This window comes from Nocardia sp. NBC_01009 (assembly GCF_045208035.1).
Classification (GTDB): domain Bacteria; phylum Actinomycetota; class Actinomycetes; order Mycobacteriales; family Mycobacteriaceae; genus Nocardia.
The window spans coordinates 6,772,113-6,797,529 of the sequence record NZ_CP108695.1 but is presented as its reverse complement, the minus strand read 5'-3'; the positions used below and the strand labels follow the sequence as shown (position 1 = coordinate 6,797,529).

The 25,417-nt window shown below is 64.8% G+C and carries 25 protein-coding genes and 4 tRNA genes; 10 read left to right on the top strand and 19 right to left on the bottom strand.

The genetic code is table 11. The features are described 5' to 3' along the window. Position 1 precedes the first annotated feature (1 nt). Positions 2-1,531: a flavin-containing monooxygenase gene (locus OHA42_RS30525; protein WP_406231211.1), complete on the top strand. Its 1,530-nt coding sequence runs from the start codon at positions 2-4 to the stop codon at positions 1,529-1,531. On the opposite strand, the gene OHA42_RS30520 is transcribed toward OHA42_RS30525, so the two are convergent. Together OHA42_RS30520 and OHA42_RS30515 are read right to left on the bottom strand one after the other, a co-directional pair. Beyond that, complete coding sequence (locus OHA42_RS30520; RefSeq protein ID WP_406231210.1) at positions 1,528-2,037, bottom strand: YncE family protein; 510 nt, start codon at positions 2,035-2,037, stop codon at positions 1,528-1,530. The two genes, OHA42_RS30525 and OHA42_RS30520, sit on opposite strands and share 4 nt — an antisense overlap. Beyond that, positions 2,027-2,545 (bottom strand): hypothetical protein, encoded by a 519-nt coding sequence (locus OHA42_RS30515; protein WP_406231209.1) that lies wholly within the window; start codon positions 2,543-2,545, stop codon positions 2,027-2,029. The genes OHA42_RS30520 and OHA42_RS30515 overlap by 11 nt, the downstream gene beginning before the upstream one ends. 158 nt (positions 2,546-2,703) lie before the next feature. Between OHA42_RS30515 and OHA42_RS30510 the strand changes: the two genes are divergently transcribed. Beyond that, positions 2,704-3,642, top strand: coding sequence for a LysR family transcriptional regulator (locus OHA42_RS30510; RefSeq protein ID WP_406231208.1), 939 nt, complete (start codon positions 2,704-2,706; stop codon positions 3,640-3,642). A gap of 360 nt (positions 3,643-4,002) precedes the next feature. Here the strand turns inward: OHA42_RS30510 and OHA42_RS30505 are convergent, their stop codons facing one another. Next, positions 4,003-5,196 carry a hypothetical protein gene (locus OHA42_RS30505; RefSeq protein ID WP_406231207.1) on the bottom strand — a complete coding sequence of 398 codons (1,194 nt, stop codon included), beginning with the start codon at positions 5,194-5,196 and terminating at the stop codon, positions 4,003-4,005. Between the two features lie 624 nt (positions 5,197-5,820). On the opposite strand from OHA42_RS30505, the gene OHA42_RS30500 reads away from it, so the two are divergent. Next, positions 5,821-6,708, top strand: coding sequence for a hypothetical protein (locus tag OHA42_RS30500; RefSeq protein ID WP_406231206.1), 888 nt, complete (start codon positions 5,821-5,823; stop codon positions 6,706-6,708). Positions 6,709-6,725: 17 nt separating this feature from the next. On the opposite strand, the gene OHA42_RS30495 is transcribed toward OHA42_RS30500, so the two are convergent. The 6 genes from OHA42_RS30495 to OHA42_RS30470 all read right to left on the bottom strand — a co-directional run bounded on the left by OHA42_RS30495 (position 6,726) and on the right by OHA42_RS30470 (position 10,016). Beyond that, positions 6,726-7,943: a sigma factor-like helix-turn-helix DNA-binding protein gene (locus OHA42_RS30495; protein WP_406239685.1), complete on the bottom strand. Its 1,218-nt coding sequence runs from the start codon at positions 7,941-7,943 to the stop codon at positions 6,726-6,728. A 51-nt stretch (positions 7,944-7,994) separates the two neighbouring features. Further along, positions 7,995-8,429, bottom strand: a complete 435-nt coding sequence (locus OHA42_RS30490; RefSeq protein WP_406231205.1) for a dihydrofolate reductase family protein — start codon at positions 8,427-8,429, stop codon at positions 7,995-7,997. A gap of 426 nt (positions 8,430-8,855) precedes the next feature. Then, the gene (locus OHA42_RS30485) at positions 8,856-9,368 is read right to left on the bottom strand and encodes a DUF2199 domain-containing protein (protein ID WP_406231204.1); all 513 of its coding nucleotides are present in this window, start codon (positions 9,366-9,368) and stop codon (positions 8,856-8,858) included. Positions 9,369-9,748: 380 nt separating this feature from the next. After that, a tRNA-Val gene (locus OHA42_RS30480) sits at positions 9,749-9,823 on the bottom strand. Between the two features lies 1 nt (position 9,824). After that, positions 9,825-9,895: transfer RNA gene (locus OHA42_RS30475), tRNA-Cys, on the bottom strand. Positions 9,896-9,943: 48 nt separating this feature from the next. Next, positions 9,944-10,016 (bottom strand) — tRNA-Gly (locus OHA42_RS30470). A 480-nt stretch (positions 10,017-10,496) separates the two neighbouring features. On the opposite strand from OHA42_RS30470, the gene OHA42_RS30465 reads away from it, so the two are divergent. Then, positions 10,497-10,568, top strand: a tRNA-Val gene (locus OHA42_RS30465). A gap of 46 nt (positions 10,569-10,614) precedes the next feature. On the opposite strand, the gene OHA42_RS30460 is transcribed toward OHA42_RS30465, so the two are convergent. Further along, positions 10,615-10,749: a hypothetical protein gene (locus tag OHA42_RS30460; RefSeq protein WP_406231203.1), complete on the bottom strand. Its 135-nt coding sequence runs from the start codon at positions 10,747-10,749 to the stop codon at positions 10,615-10,617. 1,114 nt (positions 10,750-11,863) lie between these two features. Between OHA42_RS30460 and OHA42_RS30455 the strand changes: the two genes are divergently transcribed. After that, positions 11,864-12,169: a hypothetical protein gene (locus OHA42_RS30455; protein WP_406231202.1), complete on the top strand. Its 306-nt coding sequence runs from the start codon at positions 11,864-11,866 to the stop codon at positions 12,167-12,169. 444 nt (positions 12,170-12,613) lie between these two features. Here OHA42_RS30455 and OHA42_RS30450 read toward each other — a convergent pair whose 3' ends face one another. Beyond that, positions 12,614-12,784, bottom strand: a complete 171-nt coding sequence (locus OHA42_RS30450; protein ID WP_406231201.1) for a hypothetical protein — start codon at positions 12,782-12,784, stop codon at positions 12,614-12,616. A 359-nt stretch (positions 12,785-13,143) separates the two neighbouring features. Between OHA42_RS30450 and OHA42_RS30445 the strand changes: the two genes are divergently transcribed. Beyond that, a complete protein-coding gene (locus OHA42_RS30445) occupies positions 13,144-13,890 on the top strand; it encodes a hypothetical protein (protein ID WP_406231200.1) in 747 nt (248 codons plus the stop codon). A 79-nt stretch (positions 13,891-13,969) separates the two neighbouring features. On the opposite strand, the gene OHA42_RS30440 is transcribed toward OHA42_RS30445, so the two are convergent. The 7 genes from OHA42_RS30440 to OHA42_RS30410 all read right to left on the bottom strand — a co-directional run bounded on the left by OHA42_RS30440 (position 13,970) and on the right by OHA42_RS30410 (position 20,477). Beyond that, positions 13,970-14,383, bottom strand: coding sequence for a hypothetical protein (locus OHA42_RS30440; RefSeq protein ID WP_406231199.1), 414 nt, complete (start codon positions 14,381-14,383; stop codon positions 13,970-13,972). Further along, the gene (locus OHA42_RS30435; protein WP_406231198.1) at positions 14,380-15,933 is read right to left on the bottom strand and encodes an FAD-dependent oxidoreductase; all 1,554 of its coding nucleotides are present in this window, start codon (positions 15,931-15,933) and stop codon (positions 14,380-14,382) included. Before OHA42_RS30435 ends, OHA42_RS30440 begins: the two co-directional genes overlap by 4 nt. Positions 15,934-16,342: 409 nt before the next feature. Then, on the bottom strand, positions 16,343-16,933 hold the full coding sequence (locus OHA42_RS30430) for a DUF202 domain-containing protein (RefSeq protein WP_406231197.1): 591 nt from the start codon (positions 16,931-16,933) through the stop codon (positions 16,343-16,345). Then, entirely contained in the window at positions 16,891-17,244 is a 354-nt protein-coding gene (locus tag OHA42_RS30425; protein ID WP_406231196.1) for a YidH family protein, read from the bottom strand. Before OHA42_RS30425 ends, OHA42_RS30430 begins: the two co-directional genes overlap by 43 nt. A 225-nt stretch (positions 17,245-17,469) precedes the next feature. Then, complete coding sequence (locus OHA42_RS30420; protein WP_406231195.1) at positions 17,470-18,171, bottom strand: hypothetical protein; 702 nt, start codon at positions 18,169-18,171, stop codon at positions 17,470-17,472. 101 nt (positions 18,172-18,272) lie between these two features. Next, a complete protein-coding gene (locus OHA42_RS30415; protein ID WP_406231194.1) occupies positions 18,273-19,598 on the bottom strand; it encodes an MFS transporter in 1,326 nt (441 codons plus the stop codon). 162 nt (positions 19,599-19,760) lie between these two features. Then, positions 19,761-20,477, bottom strand: a complete 717-nt coding sequence (locus OHA42_RS30410; protein ID WP_406239927.1) for a hypothetical protein — start codon at positions 20,475-20,477, stop codon at positions 19,761-19,763. Between the two features lie 135 nt (positions 20,478-20,612). On the opposite strand from OHA42_RS30410, the gene OHA42_RS30405 reads away from it, so the two are divergent. Next, positions 20,613-21,299 (top strand): TetR/AcrR family transcriptional regulator, encoded by a 687-nt coding sequence (locus tag OHA42_RS30405; RefSeq protein WP_406231193.1) that lies wholly within the window; start codon positions 20,613-20,615, stop codon positions 21,297-21,299. Between the two features lie 758 nt (positions 21,300-22,057). Here OHA42_RS30405 and OHA42_RS30400 read toward each other — a convergent pair. Beyond that, on the bottom strand, positions 22,058-23,404 hold the full coding sequence (locus OHA42_RS30400) for a family 1 glycosylhydrolase (protein WP_406231192.1): 1,347 nt from the start codon (positions 23,402-23,404) through the stop codon (positions 22,058-22,060). 266 nt (positions 23,405-23,670) lie between these two features. On the opposite strand from OHA42_RS30400, the gene OHA42_RS30395 reads away from it, so the two are divergent. The 3 genes from OHA42_RS30395 to OHA42_RS30385 all read left to right on the top strand — a co-directional run bounded on the left by OHA42_RS30395 (position 23,671) and on the right by OHA42_RS30385 (position 25,400). Further along, positions 23,671-24,117, top strand: coding sequence for a winged helix-turn-helix transcriptional regulator (locus OHA42_RS30395; protein ID WP_406231191.1), 447 nt, complete (start codon positions 23,671-23,673; stop codon positions 24,115-24,117). A gap of 62 nt (positions 24,118-24,179) precedes the next feature. Then, a complete protein-coding gene (locus OHA42_RS30390) occupies positions 24,180-24,836 on the top strand; it encodes a hypothetical protein (RefSeq protein ID WP_406231190.1) in 657 nt (218 codons plus the stop codon). A gap of 240 nt (positions 24,837-25,076) precedes the next feature. Next, entirely contained in the window at positions 25,077-25,400 is a 324-nt protein-coding gene (locus OHA42_RS30385) for a putative quinol monooxygenase (protein WP_406231189.1), read from the top strand. Positions 25,401-25,417: the final 17 nt, after the last annotated feature.

Sequence of the window (25,417 nt, the reverse complement as noted above, 5' to 3'; positions counted from 1 at the left end):
CATGACGAGCGGGAACCGCATCGCGATCGTAGGTGCGGGCATCGCAGGCCTCGCCTGCGCGAAGGTGTTGCGACAGGAGGGATTTCCGGTCGAGGTATTCGACCGGACTCCCGACGTCGGGGGTGTGTGGAGCGCGACGCGCCGGTATCCGGGGCTGCGCGCGCAGAACAGTAAGCACACCTATCACTTCTCGGACTATCCGATGCCCGCGGACTACCCTCGCGTGCCCGACGGGCAACAGATGCAGGCGTACCTGGACGGATACGTCCGCCACAACGGCCTGGGCGAGCATCTGCGGCTCAATACCGAGGTGGTCGCCGCCGATCCCGTCGACAGCGGTTGGCTGCTGGAGATTCGTGACAGGGGCGGTATCCACCGCGCCTCCTGCGACCACCTGGTGATCGCCAACGGCGTGTTCAGCGATCCCGTGCTACCCGACTTCCCCGGCGTCGACCGTTTCCGCCGCGCGGGCGGGCAGTTGGGTGTCGCCTCGAAATTCCATGACGTCGAAGCCGTGCGTGGCAAGTCGGTCGTGGTGGTCGGCTACGGCAAGTCCGCCTGTGATATCGCCGAAGCGGTCAGCCACGTCGCCGCCTCGACCAGTGTGGTCGCGCGACGGCTGCTGTGGAAGATGCCGCGCAAGCTGGCCCGCGTCCTGGATTACGAGCGACTGATGCTGACCCGCCTGGGGGAGGCACATTTCCGCTATCAGGAGCTCGGCCGGTTCGAACGCTTCCTGCACGGCCGTGGCGACTCGTTCCGTGACACCAATTTCGATGTGATCCAGGAACTCGCCACCAAGCACATGAACCTGCGGGAATTGGGTCTGGTGCCCGAGGGCCGGTTCGAGGAGATCGCGGAAAGCACCGTCGGCCTCACCACCGAAAACTTCTACGAGCAGGTGGCAGCGGGCCGTATCGCGGTCCATCGTGACGCCACCATCGCGGAGATGCTCGGCGACAACGGACCCGGCGTACAGCTGTCCACCGGCGAGAAGATCCAAGCCGACGTCGTCATCTGCGCTACCGGATTCCATCAGCGTGTCCCGTTCCTCACCCCGTACATCCAGCGTCAGCTCACCGACGACGACGGCAATTTCCGCCTGTACCGCCAGATCCTGCCGGTCGGCGTTCCGAACCTGACCTTCGTCGGCTACAACTCCTCGGTGATCAGTGCGCTCAACGCCGAGGTCGCCGCGCACTGGACCGCCGCATTGCTCGGCGGCAGGCTCGCACTGCCCAACGCCGAGACCATGGGCGCGCAGGTCGACGAACGCCTGCAGTGGATGGCCGAGCGGACCAACGGCCACCACGCCCACGGCACCGCGATCACCCCTTTCTCCATCCACAACATCGATGAGATGCTCGCCGACCTGCACTATCGGTTGCCGCTGAGAACTCGCGCCGCCCAATGGTTCCGGACGATCAAACCGTCGTCCTACCGCGGACTCGGCGAGCGTCGACCACCGGCGAAGGAAACCACGCCGGGGGTGCAGGTGCCCGCCGGAACCCAGGCGGTGCCAGGCAGCTAGGCGACGGCCGGAATGTAGGCCATGCCGTGCGCATTCTGATTGGGGATCGATCTGTCCAGCGGCAGATCATTGCCGCGATCCACCTCCAGAGTCGCGGTGACCGCGGCGTTGTCGATGTCGACGACGCTGACGGTCCCGGATTGCAGATTGCTCACGAATCCCAGTGCTCCATCGGGAGTCGAGACAATGTTGATGGGTCCGGCGCCCACCTCGATCCGGTCGAGCGGAGCGAATGAGATCGCGTCGTAGATCGAGAGCAGCCCGGCGCGCAACGGCGAGCCGACGTCACCGAATCGCCACTGGCCAACCAGCAGGCTGTTCGCGGTGACATGGACCGGGCACGGTGCCGCGAGCGCGGAAATCGTGTCGACCACAGCGTCGGTGCCGACATCGATGACCTGCACCGCATACGACGCTGCCGGATCGGGCGGGATACCCATGACGGGTGTCGCCACGAACAACAGTGCACCGTCGGCCGACGGGGCCAGGCTCTCGCTACCCGGCACCGGTATCCGTCGTGCTGCCGCCCCATGACCGGCGAGATCGAGCACCGAAACGAATGGTGCCCGTTTGTTGCTGGTGGACACCTTTATTGCCATCCGCAGTGAGTGTGGCCCAGTGCGGGATCGCGGCGTCCGCCGAGATGCGGCGCACGATATGTCGGTATTCCAGATCGATCGCTACGAGCCCGCCCGGTCCTGCGTGTCCCTCCTCGACACTCGCGTACAGCAGCCCAGCATCGGAGTCGAGCAACAGTTCGTGCGGTGCGTGCTCCGGAGACGGGTCGATGACATCGACGACGTCATGGGTGTCGACATCGACCACGGTGATCTCGTGGCTCTCGGCCGCATGGGCCAGCCAATGGCCCGAGCGATAGGTGCGGCTGGCGTATAACAGCCGTGAGCTGGGATCGAAACACAGTTCGTGTCCTTCGGGGAGGACATCGATTCGTGCTGGTCGGGTTCGGGTGGTGAGGTAGAAGAAGCTCAGTGTGCAGCCGCTCTGGCTCAGCACAGCGAGCTGGGGATGGGGGACATAAGTGGATGCGTCCTTCCGACAGTGGATTTCGAGATCGGCAGGACGGCGCCGTCTGTCGACAACACCAGGAGCCGACACGGATTATCACCAGTGCAATGTTGGTAACTTGTCTTTCCGATGGTGATAATCCAGGGGTGGAAGCCTTGGACATGAACCTGTTGGTTGCTCTGGATGCGCTACTGGACACCCACAGCGTCACGCGGGCTGCCGAGCGGTTGCACACCTCGGCCCCCGCGATGAGCCGAACGTTGGCTCGGTTGCGGCGCGTGCTCGGCGATCCACTGCTGGTGCGCGCAGGCCGTAATCTGGTGCCGACGCCGCGCGCGCTGGAGTTGCGCTACGAAGTGAGCGTGTTGGTCGAGCAGGGCCGTGCGCTGCTCACCCCGCGCGGCGCCCTCGACCCCGCGGGGCTCAAGCGCAGCTTCGCCGTGCATGCCGGCGACACGGTGCTGACCGAACTCGCCGCCCCGCTGCTGACCGCCGTCCGGACCCGAGCCCCTGGCGTCACAGTGCATTTTCTGCCGGACACTCTCGAAGGGACGGCAGCGTTACGTGACGGTCGAGTCGACATCGAGGTCGGCGTCATAGACCACACCGATCCGGAAACGACGGTGCAACGGGTGCTCGGCGACCGCGTGATCGGCGTCGCCGCGCCCGACCACCCGCTCGTCACCGACCGCGTCACGGTGGCGGCCTTCGCCTCGGCCGCCCACCTCGCCATTTCCCGACTCGGTCGCGCCCGCGGACCCATCGACGATCGACTGGCCTTGCACGGGCGCACCCGCCGCGTCGTGGCGACCGTCCCGAACCTCACCACCGCATTGCTTGCCGTCCGAGCGGGTCACCTGATCTGCCCGGCCCCCGCGGCCCTCAGCGCCACCACACTGACCGCACTCCAGTTGTGTGCCTTCAAGATTCCGCTACCTCTGCCGGAGGTGACCATCGGTATGGCCTGGCACCCCCGCAACACTGCCGATAGCGGCCACCGCTGGTTTCGTGAGCTGATCCGCGCCGTCCTCACCAGCGCTGTCGATGGCGCCGACTCGCGCCCTCGCCACGGCGACCGACAGTAGGCCGCCTCGGCCGTGCCCTGTCGACATCAGACGCGCGGGGTTCGTGAGCAACCGGTAGTCAGGACAGTCCGCCGTCGACATCGGCTCGCCCGCCTCGATCGTGCCGAGCCCGCCGAGCCGCGCGGACACCAGGTCGAGGTGTGTGCGCTCGCGGGCGTGGTGATGGCTGTTTCAGGACGGCATCGAAGTCGCAGGCAGGCCTTGGACACCCGGTTCTGCGGTCTCGAACAAGGGCCGTCGGCGTCGTCGCCCGAGAGTTCTATGCGGGGTTCATTTTCTGCGATCGGTACGGCTTCGGGTCGGCGGCGGTGGCGTGTTCAGGGGGCGAACAGCCCGCGTCAGGCACCGGAGGGCCGCTGACTACCCCTCGGTTCGCACCGCGAAATGCGGGTCGATACCGGGCAATTCGCCCTGAGAAGGCGCCTCGGGGCGAGCACCGAAGGGGCCGTTGCGCTTGAGTTCGTCGAGCATCGCCTGCAGCTTGTCCACGTGAGAATTGTCTTCGGTGTTTGTGGCGGCGGCGCGATGGGCTCCCGGCGGCATGGGGACGACTTCTTCGCGGTCGTTGCGGGGCGCGGTCATGCTGGAATCGGGTCGGGACGGGGGCGGTTCTAGGCGGCCGTTGCTCGAACCAGGCGTGCGGTAGTCGGTCCGGCCGTTGCTCGATCCTGCGGTGTTGTAGTCGACCCGGTCGTGGTTCGTGGTCGGCGTGGATGCGCTGCGGCCGTTGCCCGCAGCGGGTGTGCCGAAGTCGGCCCAGTCGTTTCGGGATGCCGGGGGAGGGGGAGTGAGTCGTTCGTTGCTCCGGGTCTCGGCAGGTTCGGGTCGCTCGGAGTGTGTAGTGGGGGCTGCCTGCGCCCATTCGCCAGGGGGCGGCGCTAGGGGCTCCAGGCGCTCGTTGCCGAAGGTCGGTGCCGTCTGCTCGAGCCGGGAGCTACGTGGCTCGCTGTGTGTTGCGGGACCGAAGGGTTCGTTGTGGAACGGGGCTGCGGTCGACTCGGCGCGTGGTGTGCGTGGGGTGATTGTCGCCGGCTCGACCTGCTCGTGCTGCATTGGAGTCGCCAGGGATTCGGGCCGTTCGTTGCGGAAGGCGGGTGCCGCGGGCTCGGTCCGGCTATCCGGAGTCACGGTTGAGGCGGGGTCTCGGCGTGCCGTCGCCGGAGTAACGTCGAAGGGCGCTGTCGGTGTCCGTTCGGACTGGTCGGCGAGCGGCGGTATCGCGGTCGCTTCGCGGCGTTGCGCGCGCGAGGGCAGCTTCGGCGAATTCGGACGGCTCGCGTCGAGCCTGCTAGGAGCGGCCTCGACGGTGTCCTTGCTCATGGCGCCGCCGGATTCGACGCGTTCCAATCGCCCGTCCAGCTTCGCCATATCGTCCCCGGCACGAAAAGCCCACGCCTCCAGCTTCGCAAGGCGCTCGACCACGTCGTTGTCTTCGCGATCCTCGTCCACGCGGCCGGCCACAGCGTCCAGCTTGTCGCTCACCTCGCGCAGGGTCGTCGCGAGGCTCGACAAGAGCGCGCCGATCGACTCGCCACCCGGCTCGCCGTGGTCCATTCGTTTACCTTCTTCCCCGTATGTGCCCGAACTCCGCCCGTGGCCGGCCGATTCTATCCGTCGATCGGTAGATACGCGGCTCGAGGCAACCAACACCCAGTGGGCCGCGGCACTTTTCGTTCGCTTGGGAAACTACTCGCTGTCGTGCGCTATCGCTGCAGCGGTGATCGACCGATAGTAGATCGGCATGGAAGCGAGCGACTGTGTCGAGGGGGCTGTACGAGTGGCATGGACGCCTCGGCACAGACGGCCGAACGTCTCGAATGCACGTGCGTCGTGGTCCGGGCGTGTCACGGAATGGCGGCAAGTGTCGATCCGCCCGGAACTTCTGTGGTGATGCTCTCGTATGTCGCTGCGAAATCCCTTGTGACGCACTGCACATTGGCTGGTAAGCGGTGGTTCTCCAATTGTGGCGCACCCGAGCGCGGGGTAAAGGGGACTGGCGGGCGATGGAAGTCTGACGCACTCTTGATCTATGGCCGGCGATCGAGGTCGTCGGAAGTGCGGTGGTTTGGGTAGGGGAGTGGTCGCGTGAGGACGAAGCAGCGAGTGGACACTGCTTGCGGGCGTCGGGCGATGCTCGCCGAATTGGGCATATCGGATAGTCGCGCGTCCGAAGGTGCGGTGTCCGAGGGGCGTGTGCGCGGACCGGAGCGGGACGAGTCCGGATATGCCTGTCGGTGCCCGGAATGTGTCGACGCGCAATGGAATATTCGGCGGCTGAAGTATTGGCTGGCCGCCAGGATGCTCGCCTACGGCGCCGACGAGGCCGAGGTCGATCGCCGCGTCGGCGACGTGCCGGTGGACATCTACTGGCGGGTCGGCGACCGGCAGTTCGCCATCGAGGTGCGCAGCGGGCCGCTGGATCGGGAGTCGGCACAACAACATACCGAGCGGCTGCGTGCGTCCGGGTGTGCCGGTGTGCTCTGGCTGTGCGCGCCGGGCTATTGGGTGGCCTACTTGCCCGCGATCGGGGTCGCCGATCTTGCACCACCCGCCTGCGACTACCTCATCGACCTCGGAATGCTCGACGCCGCGCGCAGTGCCGTGGTCGTTCCGCAACGCGAACCGTACGAACTGCGCGACTTTCTGCGGGGCTGGGTCACCGGTGACATCGTGTGGGGCTACCGCGACGTGACGACAGGAGGATGGGCAACCGTGACCGACTGGGAACACCACACCAGAACGCAGGCCAGCGTCATCGCCCGCCAACGCCGGGAACTGGTCAATCAGCGCACCACGCTGGCCCTGTCCCGGAAATCGGTGCGGGACAGGCAGAAACAGATTATGAAGCTCACCGCCCGGTTGGAGCGCGCCGAGGAATCCACCCAGGAGCACGCCGACTCACTTGCCGCAGCGCAGCGCAGGCTCGCCGACCACAACCGAGTCGACACCAGCCTGCGCGCCACCATCACCAATCTCCAGCAGACCATCAGCCACTGGCAACTGATCACCTGCTGCGCCATGATGCTGATCGTCACCTTCCTGGCCGGTGCGATGGTGGTGCGCTGAGGTGGATGACGGCCGCGTCAGCGGCCCGCAGTCAATCGGAACGGCGCACGATCCCAGCGCCATTCGTTGCGCAGGACCAGTGTGGTGAGGTCGAGCAATTCGAGTCCGGTCTCCGTCCGCAAACGCTGTATCGCAGGCCAGTGCACCGGCCCGCTGTCGACCAGCTCACGCAGCCGACTCTCGGACTGCGAATCGACCTGCCGCCCACGCAGTTCCGGCACACCGAGTCGGCTACCTGTCCAGACCAGCCATCCCCACCCGTTGGCGTGCGCGTAGGCACACCCCGCAGCCGACTTGGCCCTATTGATGTGAAAGCCGACGTGTCCCAGCGGTTGGACATCGATCAGCACGACCCGTTTGTCGGCCAGCTCGGCGACGATGCTCGGGTAGAAGACCCGATCGGTGCCGTCCACCTGATATTCGACGGCGCTCGGCTGCTCCTGGAACGTGGCGATCAGATCGCTCGCGTTGAGGATCCGCAACAGCCGAGCCTCCAGCCCGGAATCGAACGGCACGTCGCGCCCCACCTTGCCCAGATAGAACCTGCCCCTACCGTCGTCATCGCCGTCGACGACCCGCGCCGACCCGCGGGGCAGCGCAGCAGCAACCACCGACCCGGGCCGATCAACTTGCCTCAGCCACGAATTCACCTCATCGGTGGCCGACGGTTCCGCATGGTGCAACTTCGCCAGCCGCCGATTCGTCTTCTTCTGCCATGCCATGATCCGCTGCATCACGAACCCCGCGATCCGCCGCGCGTCCTCCCCGGCATGCCCCGCAAGCCGCAGCTTCAGATACGACAACTCGTTGGCCGCGATATCGCTGTCCGTCGCGTACGTCTCCACCAGCAACGCCCGCACCAACTGCGAATCCCGTGTCCCCACCGGATATCGCGCCGCGAACACCCCCGCCGCTCGATGCCCGCTCAGCTGCGCTTCCCGAATGATCTGCCCCACCGCCCGCGTATGCAACTGCCGAATTCGATCCCGCGACAGGTCATATCGCGCCCCGATCCGCGCCAACGTCTCCGGCGCCTCCCCGCTCACCCCCAACCGGAACCCGACGATCTCCGCATCCCGCCGCCGCCGATCCCCATGCATCTCGACCAGTTCACCCAACAACTCGTTGATCTCCTCGAGCCCGAGCGACACATCCCCCTCGATGTCGTCGACAAGCTCGAACTCCGCATCATCGTGGCCGCCATCGCCCGCACTCGGCACCAGGCCTCGATCCATCGTCAACGCGGCAACCCCCTACCTCGACTCCACAACGCAACGCGGCAAAGCCTAACGCCGCCCACCGACATCCCGGTCGATCCAGCGCACGCAGTCGAACGCGCCGTTGTCGTGCGCTGACGTCGACCGTTCGCCACTCCGCCGCCGACTGTCCACGCCCGCCGCGGCCTGGCGCCAACCGTCATCGCTCGGTGACGACACTCTCTCGGTCGGCATCTTTCGCCGGTGTGGCCGGTCGGTACCGTACATTGACGGCCGACGTAGGGTCGCCTTCGCCGATCCGGTGTAGACGGATCGGCGCACCGCCGGGTTGTCGTACAGCCGGATGCCCTCGCCGAGCAGGATCGGTGCGATGTGCAGGTCGACCTCGTCGATCAGTCCCAGTTCGAGGAGCTGACGGCCGATGGTCGGCGAGCACACTTCGAGGTTCTTCCCGCCTGCCGCCGCCAGCCCGATCCGCACCACCTCGGCCGGGCCGCAGTTCAAGAACGTGACTCCAGCGGCCGGCGTCGCGTGTACAGGCGAAGGTTGCCGACGTCGGTCGTTGTCTCAGTGTGCCGCAGCGTTTCTCGACTGTCAGTCGTCTCTGTCGCACCCGCATTGTTTATCCTCGGGTACGAGCGGAACACTGCGGCTGATCGTGCTTCCGGTTGTAGAAGTCGGTCCGATCGGGTCAGGTCGGATCGCGCGTTCTCGAATCTTATTGGCGGGCTCGCGGTTACAGTGTCCGAGTGGGTTCGGATCGGTGCTGTCCGAATGATCTGATCATCGCCGCCAGCACATCCAGCCGCCGGGATTGGCCAACTACCGCTGAGAGTCACACGGTATCTGTCACCAAATGTCCAGACTTGTTGTCAGCAATCATCCGACATGTTTGCCGAGGCCATGCGGTTGGTGGGGCGACGGCTGTCGTCACTGCTGAGGGTGTAGCAGCAGTTCGGCGATGGCTTGCACGCGGGTGAGAGTGATGCCGGTTCGCTGTTCCACAGCCAAGGGGTGGTCGGTGGGTTCCAGTTCCACCATCGGACGAACACCGACGGGCTGGCTGTGCACCTTGGTCTTCAAGTTCAGAGTCGTCGGTTCGTAAGTGGGCAACTCGGTGGACAGCCAGCTGAAATGAGGTGGTTCCTGCACCCGCTCCGGGCTGGTCCACAACTCTGTCGCGCGGGCGAAGCTGGACTCGCTCAGCGAAACCCACACACCCCATTCGAATTCGCTCTCCGAGTCCACGATGGGCAGGATCAGGCGAGCCCGGATGAAGAAGTGCTCCCCGCCGATCACGCACTGCTCGTCGCCGAGGACGCTTCCCGCGCCGCCCTCCAGGCCCTCATTCCAGTAAGCGGGCGCGACTGCGCCATAGCTGAATGGCAAGCCATCGTGTTCCTTACCGCAGTATGAGCAGAGGAACCCCAGATCCAGTGACATGTCCGACAGCATAGAAACCGGACAATTCCGCACCTGAATCGACTGTCCACCTGCCCAATGACGACGCTGCCCGATCGAGATTGATCGCGCCGACAAGCGGCATTTACTGGACAAGCTGGTCACGGCGGCTACAACTGGGGCACAGTCGATTTGGCTGCGATGGGGCGTTCCGCCGAATTTGGGCGCGAGGTTCAAGAACTATTCGACCGAGGTCGCTCACGGCCGCCGTTGCTGCCGAGTTCGACCTACCGAAGTCCAGGACACAACGGCTGGCCAAGGGCTGTCGAGACTACTGCCACCGCAAAGCCCACGAACATCAGCTGTATCTGGCACGACACAAGAAAGACCCCCTCGAAAGGGGGCCTGACCTGGTACTACGGTGGTGCGCGATACTGGGATTGAACCAGTGACCTCTTCCGTGTCAGGGAAGCGCTCTCCCGCTGAGCTAATCGCGCGAGGTGGAGACGGGAATCGAACCCGTGTGCACGGCTTTGCAGGCCGTTGCCTCACCACTCGGCCACTCCACCGCGCAAAGGAGGACGGCATAAAGAATATTTAGCCTGGCCTACCTCTCGAGCGGATGACGGGATTCGAACCCGCGACCCTCACCTTGGCAAGGTGATGCGCTACCAGCTGCGCTACATCCGCATTTTGCATCTCGGAGGCGGTCTTGCTGTCCTCCGTGGTGCGAGATGAAACATTAGACGACGTTTGCGGAAAGGTACAAATCCGCTGGTAGGAGGGGTCGAATTCGAATCACACAAGTGTTGTTCAGTTGGCGGTCCGGGTGTTGGTGCTGCGGACTGCGCGCGATTCGGCTAGAGGTGCGGTGCCGGGGGCTCGGTGGCGACCGTGGCAGGCGTACGGGACACGCGGCCTTAAGGGGGTGGGGTGTGTCGAGATCGGGTGTCCAGAAGGTAGGTAGCCCTCGGGGATGGTCGAGCCGCTGACGGGGCCGGGTTGCGATGCGGAGTAGCTCGTCGGACCCGCGACCCACGCCGCCCGATCGCAAGTGCGGCTTGGCATCCCGGCGTCATCGAGGTGGCGATTTGGCAGACGCCCGGTGGTGCGTGCTAATGTTCCTCCTCGTTCGGATGACGCTTCAGCGCCACCCGGGCGGCAGAGTTCGGTCCCATAGCTCAGCGGGAGAGCGTCCGCCTCACACGCGGAAGGTCGCTGGTTCGAAACCAGCTGGGACCACTCCATACTTGCAGGTCAGCGAGTTTTTGGGTGATGTTTCCCCGTCTCATGCAATATGCATGTAATAACTATCCACGGTGTTTGGTCGGGGTCGCGGACGCATCGCCTTGTCGAGGTCTTCGATCGCAATGCGTATCTGGCCCCTGAATCGGTAGGCAGGCAAGGTGCCATCAGCGATCATCCGCCTGATCGTGTCCTTGCTGACGCTCGCGCGATGGGCCGCAAACCCGATCGATACGTAGCGGCTCGGGCCTGGAGTCGGCTGGATCTTGCGCTCACCGGTGCCACGTTCTGGTCGTCGATTATTCGGCCCGCTGGGTTGGTCCGCCGGTCGTGGCCGCTCATACGCCTGAACTCCAGTATCTGGCTGGGAAGCCGACGCTGGAGCGTCGGGAAGTGATCGGAGCTGCAAATGTTGGGCTGCCGCGGGGTTTGCGTCCGGTCTGGGCGACTTCACTGTTTACCTTCGGTGGCCGGGGTTGGTGTCGTTGAAAGGCATGAACACTTCTTTCTTTGTCCAGCCTGCTGATTCTCCCAACTCTATGAAGGCTGATTTTGGCTGATGGCGTCACATCAATTCTCGAGGAGAGGACCGGGCCTGGTCGGCATCGGTTCGACCTGATCGGCTTCGATCCCCGCGGCGTCGGCGCCACCACCCCGGCCGTCGACTGTTTCACCGATGAGCGGTCGCGGTCGTTCTGTGGTGAATGCAGCGACATGTTGTGAACCTGCAGGTGAGAGGGATCCCCGCCCGGACCGGTACCGGAGACCATAACGAATCCCCGCTGCTGCACGGCAGGGCAGAGACCGCACACGACGACATCGGGTCTCGAGTGTCGCGCCGTCGCGCGGCGCGCCACCTCGCCTGGTAACGCCGGATCAGCGTCATACCAGCGGGCCCCCGAGCGCGTCGTCGGCTCGGGTCGCGCCGCGCCGGGATCGAAGGTCCGCCGGCTGCGCCGCACACCGACACACGGCGCCGTCGGATAAACCAACCGAATTCGATCACCGAATTTGATCTTCGAATCCGCGTCCGGGGTGAAGATCAAATGCGAGATCGGCTCCGCCGCACGCCGATACGGCGCCGTCGAATAAATCGAACCGAATTTGATCTTCGATATCGCATCCGGAGTGAAGATCAAATTGCGTTACCTCGACACAATAGAGTGTTAGCCCATTATTAACGGTGATTCATCTCACAATAATATAAGTGGATTTACAGATCTCTATTTCATAACGTTGCTGGTGCCGCCCGTTATGGCGTCGTTATCCATCCGTGGAAGGAAGCTCCGTACATGTTCTCTCGCAAGATCCTCGCCGCCGCCGGCACCCTCTCCGCCGCCGCCCTGTTCTTCGGCCCGGTCGCGGTGGCCTCCGCCGCCACCTCCGCTGACTCCGCCGCCACCGGCTCCGCGGGTTCGGCCTCGGGTTCGGCCTCGGGTTCGGCCGGCTCCTCCACCGGTTCGGCCGGCTCGTCCTCCGGTTCGGCCATGCTCGACTCCGGCAGCTCGGCCCTCGACGGCGGCACCTCCGCCATCGTCAACATCATCGATGCGATCACCGGCGTCAGGGACCTGAGCCAGCCCAAGCCCGCCGCCTGATTCGGTCTCGGTAGAGCACCGCTTCGTCCGTCGGGGCCGGATTTCTTTGTGCCGCTACGCTACGCATCAGCGAGCGCGCGCTATTGCAGTGAATTTGCCAGAACCGCACCGGTCATTCCCGGTGTCGGACGCCTCGGGGCGCTAGCACATTTCGATGTGCCTGCCCCGGGTGGGTGAACGGTTCGCTCGCCGAGTCACCGGCCAGCCCACAAGCATTCAACGCCGAATGCCATCCGCGCCAACGCCGCCGCGGTCGGGAGTACGTCGCGAAACTGGTCGGTGCCGGTAGCGGTTACCACGGTCGGCAGATGGTGATCGGCCATGTACACCATCAGCTGCGCGCGTCGCGTTCCCAGATGTCTTACGCCGCACAGCGGCCTTCATAGCATCGAGATCTTGCCGAGGCGGAGTGTCGGGTTGGCTGAGTCGACGCTGTGGGGACTGTCAACCAGTGAGCCACGGACCCCGATACGTCTCTCGCAGCGGAGCGGGCAACTCGATTCCGGCCCGTTCCACTCCGAACGTCACCACGATCGTGTCCGCGGCGTGGCTGATCGACCAATCGAATCGGTTGGCAGTGGTGGCGGGTTCGGCGGGGGAGGCCGTGGATGTCATCGGATTCGTCGGTGTAATCAGTGTGTCCTCCCTTTTCGAGCATCGACAGAGTTCGCGGAACGCACAGATGCCCAGACTTCGGTGGTGGGACGACATATCGTTGCGCTGGCCGATCGATTTGGGGGAGGACCTCGGGCATCGCCTTGCCCGAGGTCCTGCTATCGGGGGTCCAGGTTTGTTCGAGCGGGATGTCGTGGACCCAAGACCGTTTCGGTTGATGTTCGCGAAATCGAGCGAAAAGTAGCTACGAACCGACTGATTGACATGTCGAAAACATCTAGCTATCTAATTGAGATTTAATTGAGATCAGTCCGGTAAATCCGTGAACTGTGCGTATCTCCTCGCTAGAGTCCTCGGCTATGACCGATGGGCACGTAAACGGCTGCGGGTACTCCTTTGCGCGCGATATGTGGGCAACCGAGAGGTTATGGCTGTCACGGTCCGTGCGGGCCATCCTGGTCGGACTCGCCGGCCAACTGAGCGGGCTCGGACCACAGGCATGGACCCGCTATGAAGACGGTGAGCTGGAATTCGCGGAGGCTCGTGAGTTCCAACTAGCCCTGCTGCGAGTGCACAGTGTGCTCGCGAACGAGATCGATGCCGGGATGTTGGAAGCTGCTGCTGCCGCCCTCGACCATACGGCCGGGCTGGGCGACATCGCCTCTGTCACGGGCCTGGATCGGGCGAATGCCTATCAGCGCTGGGGTGCCCTCACTGCGGTCGGTGAACGTATTGCGCTCATCATCTCGCAGCCGTGGCCGGATGGGGGGCCGTCTGCCCTCCGATCCCCCGAAGCGCTCTACGAGCGAGATCGGCGATGGTGGCGGGTGAGCAGCGCCGCGAGACGCAACGCCCATTACGCCATCGTTGTCGTCGACCGACTCGTCGCGCGGGTATACGGGCTCGACTCGGACGGTTGGCAACCGGATTCCACGGGAACACGGTGGGAGTTCCGGGCACTCGGGTCTGAACCGCTATCGCAGATGCACGTGGACCGTGCATACCGAAAGGGTCACCTACCGGCCCGATTGGGCGACCCCTATCCCGCCCGGCTGGATCGCGCGTGCGTCCCCAGTTACTTCTCGGGTGGGCACGATGGCGACTGAACGAGCCACCCGGACCGAGATGTCGTCGGGGCGTCCGGCGTTCGGCGGTACGAAATAGCCAGCCCCCTCATCAGTTCAGTCAGTGGGCGGGTGTGTTGTCGTGGGGTGTGGGGTAGTAGCGGCGGATGTCGTCAGCGGTGGCGGTGGCGGAGTAATTGAATATGAACCGGCAGTCTGGTTGCAGGGTGTGGGCGGCGTTGACGATGGTCTCGAACAGCAGGGTGTTGGAGGCGACGAGCCGGACTCCGGCGCCGATGAGGACGGCGTCGTAGGATTTGGCCGCCAGCGCGCGGCGGGCGGTGTCGGCCCCGGAGGTTCCGAACTCGATCAGGCAGTTGTCGACTTCGTATCCGGCGGCGCGCAGGGCGGCGACGTTATCGTCGTTGGCGCGGCGCAGGACTTCCTTGGTGAGCCCGCCGAATTGGGTGAAGTCGGGCGATGTGTAGTCGATGACGTCGGGGTGCAGCCCGATCTGGATGGCGGTGACGGTCATCGTGCTTCCTTCCGTGGTGGTCGCGTTGATGGAGGGTCATGCGGTGTCGGGGTGTGCGAGCCGATCCACGATTGCCACGCCTGCCGCAGGGCCTGGCTGTGGGTGGAGGGTCCGGCCCAGGCGATGTAGCCGTCGGGGCGGACCAGCAGCGCCGGACCGGAGTCGGTGCGCTCGGCCTGCGGCAGGTCGATGTCGACAGATGGGGCACCGTGCTCGCGGATGAGGACGAATCCCCGTGTGCGTTGCAGCACGGTGAGACGATCGCCGGTCAGGGGTGTTTCGGTGGCGAGGGTGCCGACCAACCGGTGCTCGCCGCGGCGGCGGGGGTAACGCAGTGTGGTCCCGGCGAAGCTGCCCGCGATCGTGTTCGCGATGGGCCCGAATCCGAGGGCGGTGGGGGCGATGCGGTCGCGTAGCCAGCGGGCTGGGCGTGGGCGCAGGGTGACCCCGCGCATCATCGCCCCGCTCTGCAGCAGCACTCGTTCGCCGATGGGGTGGCGTTCGGTGTGGTAGGTGTCGAGTACTCGGTCGTCGGCGCCGCCGAGGACGGCGTCGAATTTCCAGGCCAGGTTGGCGGCGTCCTGGATGCCGGTGTTCATGCCCTGCCCGCCCATCGGGGAGTGCACGTGCGCGGCGTCTCCGGCGAAAAATACTCGCCCGCAGCGGTATTGGCGGATTTGTCGTTCGTCGCAGTGGAACCGGGAGTGCCAGCTGATTTCGGCGACTCCGACGTCGCGGCCCATCGCGCGGTTGAGGACATCCTGTATCTCGGCGGGTTCGACGGGTGCGGTGTCGGGGAGTTGGTGGTGGCGGTCCCAGGTCATCGACCGGTACCAGTCGGCGGCGGGCCCGGTGCTGTAGGGGACGAGGAATCCGAAGCAGTCTCTGGTGCTGCCGAGAGTCAGCCCGCCGCCGGTCGGTCCGGCGGTGAGGCGCACGTCGGCCAGCACCACCGACGACAGCACCGATTTGCCGGGGAACTCGATACCCAGCAAGCCGCGGACGCTGCTGTGCGCGCCGTCAGCGGCCACCAAATACTGTGCCCACCAGCGTGTTTCGCTGTCACCCGGGGAAGCGTCTTTGGGGCGGGTGCTGACGGTGACGCCGTCGGTGTCCTGGTTGAGCGCGACGACCTCGACGCCGCGGTGGATCGCGGCGCCCTGGTGCTCGGCGTAGCGGGTCAGGGCCTGATCGACATTGGTTTGCGGAGTGATCAACCCGAACCGGTACCGCGACCGCAATCGGGTCAAATCGACTGTGGCACCGGCGAACAGGTGCACCGCGGGCGTGGTGGACCCGAGGGCGAGCAGATCGTCGGCCAGCCCGCGCGCGTCGAGGACTTCCAGGGTGCGGGCCATGGTCGCGAAGGCACGGCTGGCCGGGTTGATCTGCGGCCACCGCTCGAGCACGACGACCGACCGGCCAGCTCGCGCTAGATCCCCGGCCGCGGTCATCCCTGTGGGGCCGCCGCCGACTACGATCACATCGGCGCGGCGGTCGAAGGCGACCGCGGTCGGCGATTCGCTCGCGAGGTCGTTGTCGAGCACCATCAGGGCTTCCTCACTCTCGATGGCAGGTGTTCGGTCGCACTGTGCTTGCCCTTTCACCTTCGCCCAACGACGTGATCGAATCCAACGCTGATTCGTGATAGTGACCATCACCGACAGTGATTGGTTGTGGATGTGGCAGCCGTCGTATTTCGCCGCCGTTGGCGAGGAACGCAACTTCACCCACGGCGCCGGCCGCGTCAACGTCGTCTAATCCTCCGTTTCCGTAGGTCAAGGGGTTCGACTGGCCCGTAGTTTGCCCCCGTGCGTGGATCTCAGCGATACGGGTCAGACCGCGCGTGAACGTTTGCGCACCGGAGGCTGGGTGTATGCGCACAACCGGTTCGCCGATGAAGCCGCAGCGCTGTACGAGCAGGCTAGCCGGGATTCGGCGAGGTTCCTCGAGACCGAGTCATTGGACCCAGGGTCCGGTGTCTGAATCAGAGGTCGAATCATGCCAGGCCACCCATAGGACATGGCCAGGGCAACTGGTCGGCTGGTACGTGTGGGGGCGGTGAGGTAGTGACTCCGCTCGGCGTCGAGGTCTGGCCCCGTTCCGGGTCGCCGCTTCGGTGACTGGCGGATCGAGGACGGCACCCGTGTTGGAACTGAACGCTCCACCGACGGGCCTGGTTGCGTTGCTCACCGACTGGCATGGCCTCACAAGAGGGTCAGCAAGCACGCAACATGCTGCGGCGCCGATTCCTGCGCAGAGGAGCGCCCCTACCGTCTGGGGTATTGGACGTGGATCGTCGCCTCGGCGGCGATATCGTCGGCGGCGCCACCTCGTACCGATCGTGATCACGATGAGGACGGCGCTCAGTACGAGCGTTGCGGCCGTCAATGAGGCGGAAGGGCGGCCCGTCGCGGCTCGCGCGCACCCGGCACAGGCCACTGTTGCGGCGAGCAGGGTGCGTTGCCACGCGAGGATGGTGCGTTCGGGCTGCAGCCCCGGCGCGTTCACAGCGCCACGAGCGCTATCGCCAGTAACGCTGCTACGCATACTCCCACCACGGTGACCGGAACCATCGGCGGTCGCGGCAGGGGTTGATCGCGGCGCATGGCGACCTGTACGCGCCGCCACTGCCAGAACGCGCCTACCGCGATCGCGCCGGCAAGTATGACACAGACTGCACAGATTGCTTTGTGCCACAACAGGGTTGACGCATAGAACTGGCTGACCGCGATACCGCCCGCCAGCAAGCCCAGTGCTGTGCGTACCCACGCCAGGAAAGTGCGTTCGTTCGCCAAGGTGAATCGATAGTCCGGCTCGTGGTCCACGCTCGCCTCGACCGCACAACTATCCCGAACCATTCACCCTCCGTACGACAAGCTGACCAATAGTAGACTGGATGTACATATTTGTTCGAGGTGTCACCGGTGACCATTCGAACATCCTCGTCGAGTAAGCGCGGGCGCAGAGCCTGTGCGAATTCGTGGAGGTTGCTGAACTCGCGTGGCCGCGCACAGGAATCCTGTGTGCGGCCCGCGCTGTGTTCAGCGATCTGGTGGACTACGGCGAATACCCTGTGCGGCAGCCTATTTCGTAGGAGCGGGGCTGGGCTGGTTGATCGTCGTGAAGTACTGGGCCGCAGCCATCAGGATGAAGGGGGCGGTGATGAAAAGTTGCCCGGCGATGGTGCCCAGTGCGCCGACGGCGAGTATGCCGCCGACGCACCCGATGACGGCGGCGGGCAGGAATCCGCCGAACAGGCCGATGATCGCGGCAGCCGCGACGGTGGCGCCCGCGATGCCGCCGAGGACGCACCCGACCGCGGCTCCACCGAGAGCGCCGACGGTGCTGCCGATGGCGGCTCCCGCGGTGATGGTGGTTACCAGCCGGTTCCAGGCCGCCTGCTCGCGGTCGTACTCGGACTTCCAGGGGGCCTGGTTTTCGAAGGGCAGCGCGACAGGGCTGTAAGTGGCATGTTCGCGGTCGAAGCGCGGGGTGAGCGTGGCGGTGCGTCCGCTGATGTCGGCCGTGATCGGGAAGACGAAATCGTCGACCCGGAAGGACAATACGGCGCTGGCGAGCGCCTTACCCGTCGCATTGGCGATGGTGAGCACACCGTTGTCGGCGGTCACGGCGCCGGAGTCGGTAGTGATCACCGCCGCGGCGTCACCGAGCGTGGCCGTGTAGCCAACATTCGGGTCCGTCGGTGCGGGGTCCGCGGTGGCGGTGGCGGCCGAGACGGCGAGTGCGCCGATCAGCAGTGCGGAGGTCGTTGCGATATTCCTCATCTGGTTTCCTTTACTTTGTTGCGGGGGACAGCACGCATCGCCACCGAAAAGGCAATTCGATTCGGCGGGTGCGGTATTCGGTGCGGATCAGGGAATGCGGATCAGGCCGTGTGGCGCATATCGGCGCCGCCTGTTGCGGGAGTCCGGCCATGTCGCATACCTATCGCGACAGCAAGGCCGGCGAGGCCGACCACCGCTGCAACCAGGAAGGAATGCTGGAATGCCAAGTCCGAGTAGGTAATTCGCCCTGTGATGCGGTCTTGTCGCATGATGTTCTGCGCCATCACGACGCTGAGGACGGTAACCGCGATCGCATTGCCGAGTTGGCCGACGACCCCGAGCATGGCCGCCCCTATGGCGCTCTGCTCGGCCGGCACGGCGTCCATCACGAGGTTGGGCCCGGACGCGTAATACAGCCCCATCCCGATTCCGAAGACTGCGGACAGCAGCATGATCTGCCAGCGATGTTCGGGTAGCGCGGCGGCGGCCGCGAGGCCGGCGATCATCGCGCACACGGCACCGATGAGTGTCAGCCGCGCGCCTCTACGGCGTGCGACGGCACCGCCGAGTGGGCCGCAGACCATGGTCAGCAAGCCGGTGGGAAAGGTCCACAGTGCAAACGCGGTCGCCGTCAGCCCTGCACCGTAGGTGATACCGGCCTGGGCTGGGGTCTGCAGCAGCTGCGGCATGAGCAACCCGTATCCGGCGATCATGAACCCGATGAACAGATACGCCACCAGTGTTGAGCGCAGCGCACTGCCGGCCAGCAATCGGAGGTCGATGGCGGGTGCGGGGACGCGTAGCTCCCACACGACGAATGCGATGAGGAGCCCAGCCCCGCCGATCAGGGTCAGTAGCGTCGCGCTGCTGACCCAGCCCCACTTGGACCCTTGACTGATTCCGACCAGCACCAGCCCGACCCCTGAGCCGAGGAGTGCGACGCCGAACAGATCCAGCCGCTGATGCAGTCGCAGCGAAGACTCGGGCACGAGGATAGCCACCACCGGTATCAGCAACACGGCGTAGCCGAGCATGAACCAGAACACCGATTGCCAACCGTCGTTGTCGATGAACCATCCGGCGACGAACGGCGACGCGAGCGCGCTGACACCGATTCCAGCAGCCACGGTTCCGAGTGCGACTGGGACCCAGCGACGCGGGAAGGTATCGCGGACCAGCGCATAGGACACCGCGACCATCCCTCCTGCGGTGCCTTGCAGAGCCCGGCCGGTCAGCAGTACCGGGAACGAATCGGCGGTTGCCCAGATCAGGGATCCCGCGGCAAACAGCACGGCGAGGATGATCATCACCCGCTTCTTGCCGAAGGCGTCGGCAAGCTTGCCGACCAGCGGCAAGCTGACAACAGCAACCAAACTCACCATCGTCAGTACCCAGCCCAGGTGCAGTGTGTGGAAATCTGCCGTCATGTGTGGAATTGCCGGATAAACCAGTGTGATTTCCATCGGCGCGAGCTCGGATATCAGCACGATGAGCGCGAGCGCCGCGGCGTACCGCCAGCGTTGCCCCGACTCGGCGGATTGTCACCTGACTGTGGGGGAGGACTGGTGGTCGTGGTCTCGGTCATGGCACTAATGGCTGTTTCGCAAATGTGCGGAACGGCGGCGGAGCCGAAGCTGTTCCGTGCGCTCGGCGGCGATCACGGTCGGCGTCTCCGTGGGCAGGAATCTGCGCGCGTCATCGAAGGGCACGAGCTTCATGGTCGGATTCGGAACGCTGTCGGTCAGTAGCAGGCGGCCGTTGACGGTGCCGTGTGTATGCCCGCCGGTGTCCAGCCAGTTCGGCACGCCCGGGTCCCGGTGGGCGATGACCGCGCGGAAGACGCCGTCGTCATCGAGTCGGGCTTGGGCGTGATTGAGCGAGGATTGGCGAGAAAACCAGTTGACGGTCTCCCAATACCAGTTCCCCAGGCCGAAACTCCAGTAGTGGCAGGACGGCGGGGTGAACTCCAGGATGACTGCTTCGTCAGGGGCGCACCGGAAACTGCCCATGCCGTATGCCTGGTTCTGGAATCCACCCCACGCGCTCTCGCTCAGCGGAGTAAATGCCAGAGAGTTCGAAGGGGCATTCAGCGAGAGTTTGCACATTTTGTCCCAGTAGGCGCCGGCCTTGTCCAGCCAGCGCACCAGCCGCTCGGCGCGGGCAGCGACGTCGGCCTCCGACAGTGCGGCGGGCGGGGGATAAACGGCGTCGATGCACTCGATCACGAGATTGGCCGGGCGCTCGGTCGCCCAATCACTGAAGACCTGGCGCACACACAGCGAGCCCGCCTCGGCGTCGATCGTCAACCAATTTCCGATGTACCCAGCCGGCCGCTCGGGGCCCAGGAGCAACTCGAACTCCCCGTCAGGTTCGGCCACGAGAGAGCGACTGTCGATGTTGGAGTTGATTCGGTAATCGGGTGCTTCGCAGAAGTGCGGTGAGTGGACCTGAATATCGAAGTAGCATTGGAGGCCGGCAAGGTGACGTCGATGGAACGGTCGCGCGCGAATCCGATTGCCACTGCCGCGATCGAGCGGCTGTTCGACAAGCACCGCGGCGAGTATTTTGCGGAAGCCCAACGTCTGATCCAGGCTTGCAGCGGTCTCATCGCTGAAACTGGGCAGGTTGATCCACCCGTCAATGCGATCCTCGAACGAGCAGGTCTCGGAACCCGCGCGTTCTACCGGCTGTTCAATTCGAAGGAAGAGCTGATCATCGCTGTTCTGCAGGACGGCACCAGCTGGAAAATCAGCTATATCGAAGAACAGATGGCGATGGCAAGTACGCCGCTGGAGCGTGTGCGCGCATGGGTCGAAGCCGCCATCTCCCCCCACACCCGGGATGCGTCGCCGGGACATCGAGCGATCCTGCTCCATACGTACCGGTGGGAAATGATGTTTCCCAACGAACTAGCGGCGATGCGTGAGCAGCTTCTGCGGCCTCTTGTTCAAGCAATCGCTGATCTTCGCGGCCAGGATGACTCGAAATCTGCTCCGAACGCTGCCGAGATCATCTACGACTCGTTTTTCGGCGTTGCTTGCCGAGCTGAAGCACAACAACGATTGGTCGATGCCAACGAGGTGACGGCTCTTGGCCGAGTCGCGGAACTCATCGCCACTTCTTTTTGATCCTAGGGATTGAGCCGGTCCACCCGCTGACGGCAGCTGATCGTCGACGCCGCGTGGCGCGCTGTTCGGACCGGCCACGCGGCACTCCCGAAGATCTACGGGCCAAGATCATCTCGGCATCGGCATCGGCATCGGCATCGGCATCGGCATCGGCAACGCACTGAACTGCCGCATACCGCGCTGGCCGAACCGGCCACGGCATCGATGTCATGCAACGGGGCGTCGTCAGATTCCGATGCGACCTCCGACTGGCTCAGACCACCGTCCTGACACAGCAAGGAATCCTGACTTGGCTTGGCGCACCTACATCAGATTCACTGAGCACCATCGGATTTCGTGTCATCCGCATCAGACTGATTGAGCCGGTATCAGATCAACCGAGCCCGGACACGAGGTGGTTCAGCATGCGGCGGGCACGATCAACCTGACTTGGTCGGCGGATCTTCGAGCGTGAGCATGACCGGACCGCTCGGCGCCAGTCGTGCCAATCACTCTGTCCCCGAACGCTTCTGCCGTAGGAAGGGCAACGTCAGGTCGATGCCTTCGATATCTCCGAGCCAGGCTTCGTTCTCTGCGCGTGCCCGTCGGCCAACCAGGTCAGCTTCGATCTCGGACAGCGCGAGAGCATCTTGGGTTGATGTTGAGCATTGGGCATCGGATGCAGGCGATGGCATTTCTTCGGCCGAGTCGTGATCCACGGCTCCGCACGACGACCGGTCGTACCAGTGCGACTCTGGCCGCCACGCGAATTGGGGAGGCTACGGGACCGCGACCAGGGTCAGGCAGCTGGCCGGTGGATCGACCAGGAAGCAGAAGGCCGGGCTGCGGGTGGGACGGTAATCGGCGGGGACGCCGTTTGCGGCGACGAGCTGCGTGTAGGTGCCGACTGCATCGGTGGGGCGGCGAGTGAGGGCCGGGTCGGTGCGCACGTCGACGGTGTAGAGGCCGAATCGTGGTGTGTAGCTGCCCCATTCGTAATTGTCGGTGATGCTCCAGTAGTTGTAGCCGATGACGTTCATGCCGTCGGCCACGGCGCGCTGGATCCAGTAGACGGTGTCGCGCAGATGATCGCTGCGGGAGTAGCCGTCGGCCCGGGGGCGGCCGTTCTCGGTGGGCATGCCGTTCTCGACGATGTAGAGCGGTTTGTCCGGGAAGCGGCGCGAATAGTGTTGCAGCGCATAGTAGATGCCCTCGGTACGCAAGGGAAGATCCCAGATGTTCGTGCCTGGCAGGTTTGGAAGAGCAGATCCGGTGGCTTTGGTGATGGACCCGAGCAGCGACTGCGCTGGATCGTAGCCGAAGTAGTAGTCGATGCCGACGTAATCGAGCCGGTACGCGACGCGATCGAGGAATGCCCCGTTGACTTCGGCCTCCGAGCCGGCGACATAGCCGACGTTGCTGGTCACCTGTGCACCGGGCTGGATTTGGTGGATGTAATCGTAGATGGCGTTGTGCGCCTGCGCGATCCGCTCCTGCATCTCGCCGGGATCGGCGGCGCCCCTGCGGACCTCGTGCGAGATATAGGCGGCCGGCTCGTTCACCGTGACCCACAGCGGATTGCGGGAGGCGTAGCGATCGACCACCGTGCGCATGTTGGCCAGCCAGTCGTCGACCATGCCCGGACTGCGCCAACCCCCGCGGTCGACCGCCCAGCCCGGGTACACCCAGTGGTCAAGGGTGATCATCGGTCGCATCCCCGCCCGCACGATATTCGCGATGACGGCATCGTAGAAACGGAACGCGGCCTCGTCCCGAATCCCCGGTGCCGGCTGCAGTCGGGCCCATTCGATCCCGATCCGGAACACCCGCACGCCGAGCGCGGCCGCCAAGTCGATGTCCGACGCATAGCGGTCATAGAAGTCGACCGAATCGTGCAATGCGTCGTAATCGTGGTGCGAGGGAATGTAGCGCGTCCAATTGCTGTCGGGCGCATGGCCTTCGGACTGGAATCCGGAGGCCGCGACACCCCAGAGAAAACCCGAGTCCAGCGGCGGTGTGGCAGCGACCGGCCGGATCGGCGGGGCCGCCGGAGCGTTCGTACACAGCAGCATGGTCGACGCGGCGGCGAGTACAACCAGGGCATACCGACGAAACCGGAATCGCATCACGTCAGGGTAAGTGGATGTGCACCGTCGACACGCGGATTGTGCGATAACCGGTTTCCGCTTCCGCGAGTTCCTGCCCACAGTGACCAAATTTGTCAGGGACGCAGGCGGTTTCGTCATCAGCACAGACGAGAAGGACAAGGGTCCGGCGTCGCAACTGGCGGAGTTTCCACCAACCGGTCAGCGGCTGGGGGCAGCTGCCGGGTGATTGACCTGGCCGCTTCTGGGTTGTCTCAGGTTGTGGCCAGTGGTGTTGTCTCAGTTCGATGGCATTCTTCGGTGCGAATGTCTCCCTCATGTTGTTGCATCGTCAGATCACTGCTCGGGTGGCGCGTAACCCGATGGGCCCCTGTGGCGGTGACGACTGCGGCATCCGCGATGTGCTCGACCTGCTCGGCGATCGGTGGACGGTGCTGGTGATCGTGGAGTTGAGCAAGGGTGTGCGGCGGTTCCGTGAATTGGGGCGGGCGATTCCGGGGATCTCGCAGCGGATGCTGACACTGACGACCAAACGACTGTGCCGGGACGGCATGGTGGAGCGGGTCGCATATCCGACGATCCCGCCGCAGGTGGAGTTTCGGCTCACGGAGACCGGACACAGTCTGGCCGCGGCGATCGGCGCGCTCGCCGACTGGTCGCGAGATCACAAGGATGTCATCGCCTCGGCCCGGGAATGCTGGGATGTCGAACACGGCGTCGACGGAACCGAATGACCGCGATAGTTATCGCGGGGCGGTTGAATAGACAGAGATACCCGTCCGATAGGGAGGTTCCGATGACTGTTTCCGCCCGTGCGCTGCTCGACGGTATCCAGGCGGAGCTGGGCCCGCACGACGACGACAACCGCTTGATCCCGCTGATCGCGGCGGGTAAGGCGCCGCTGGCGGTCTTCGCGGCGATCGCGGCGGAGCAGCAGCGCATCACAAGCAGCGACTGGCGCAGCTTCCACGCCATGGCGGCGCGGGCGGACGAACCGCACGCCAGTGTCTTCTTCGGTGGGCTCCCACCGGGCGAGCAGCAGGCGAACGGCATGCTGGACGCGCTGGTGGCGGCGGTGGGGCCCGACCAGGGCATGGAGCTGCCGAGGGCGGGCTGCCAGGCGTATCCGGCCTATGTCGCCTGGTTGGCGATGCACGCCGAACCCTCCGCCGCCGCAGCGGGCATCTACTCGAATTTCACCGCATGGGGCCGCTACTGCAAGGCCGTAGCCGCGGCGATGCGCACCCACTACGACTTCGACGACCCCGCGTGCGCGTTCTTCGACTTCTTCGCTGCCGAGGTCTCCGAGGTCGAGCAGCGGGCCGTCGCCGCCATCCAAGCCGGACTCGACACCGGGCGGCTGAAGCCAGGCGAGGCGCATTTATACGCCAGGCTCTTCCAGAATTACGAGCTCATGTTCTGGAACACCCTCGCCGACGAGTTCTCGGCGTAGCAGCGCCGCATCGATCGCCGCTCTACTGCTCACCATCGAGACCCTGATCGTTGAAGAGATCATGGTCAACCCCGGCTCGATCATCGCCCCGGGATTCGGCGACCTGGCGATGGCCTGATTCGGCATTCCAACATTTACTGATCGACCGACAATGGGATGTTCGCAACTAGCACCGCCAAGCACCCACGGGAGTCGGGCGGTATCGCGGCAGCCCGACCCACCGTAGGAGGAAGGACCGACATGATCTTCATCGTGGTCAAATTCAAGACCAAGCCCGAATGGACCGACCGCTGGCTCGACCTCGTAGGACCGTTCACCGCGGCCACTCGTGCCGAGGACGGCAACCTCTGGTTCGACTGGTCGCGCAGCGTCGACGACCCGACCGAATTCGTTCTTGTGGAAGCCTTCCGAGACCAAGCCGCAGGCGGCGCCCACGTCGCCAGTCCCCACTTCAAGACCGCGATGAACGAACTACCGCAGGCGCTCGCGTCGACACCAAAGATCATTAGCCAGACCATCGACGCCACCGACTGGTCGGATATGGGTGAGATGACAGTCGGTTAGCCCCATGCGCTAACAGC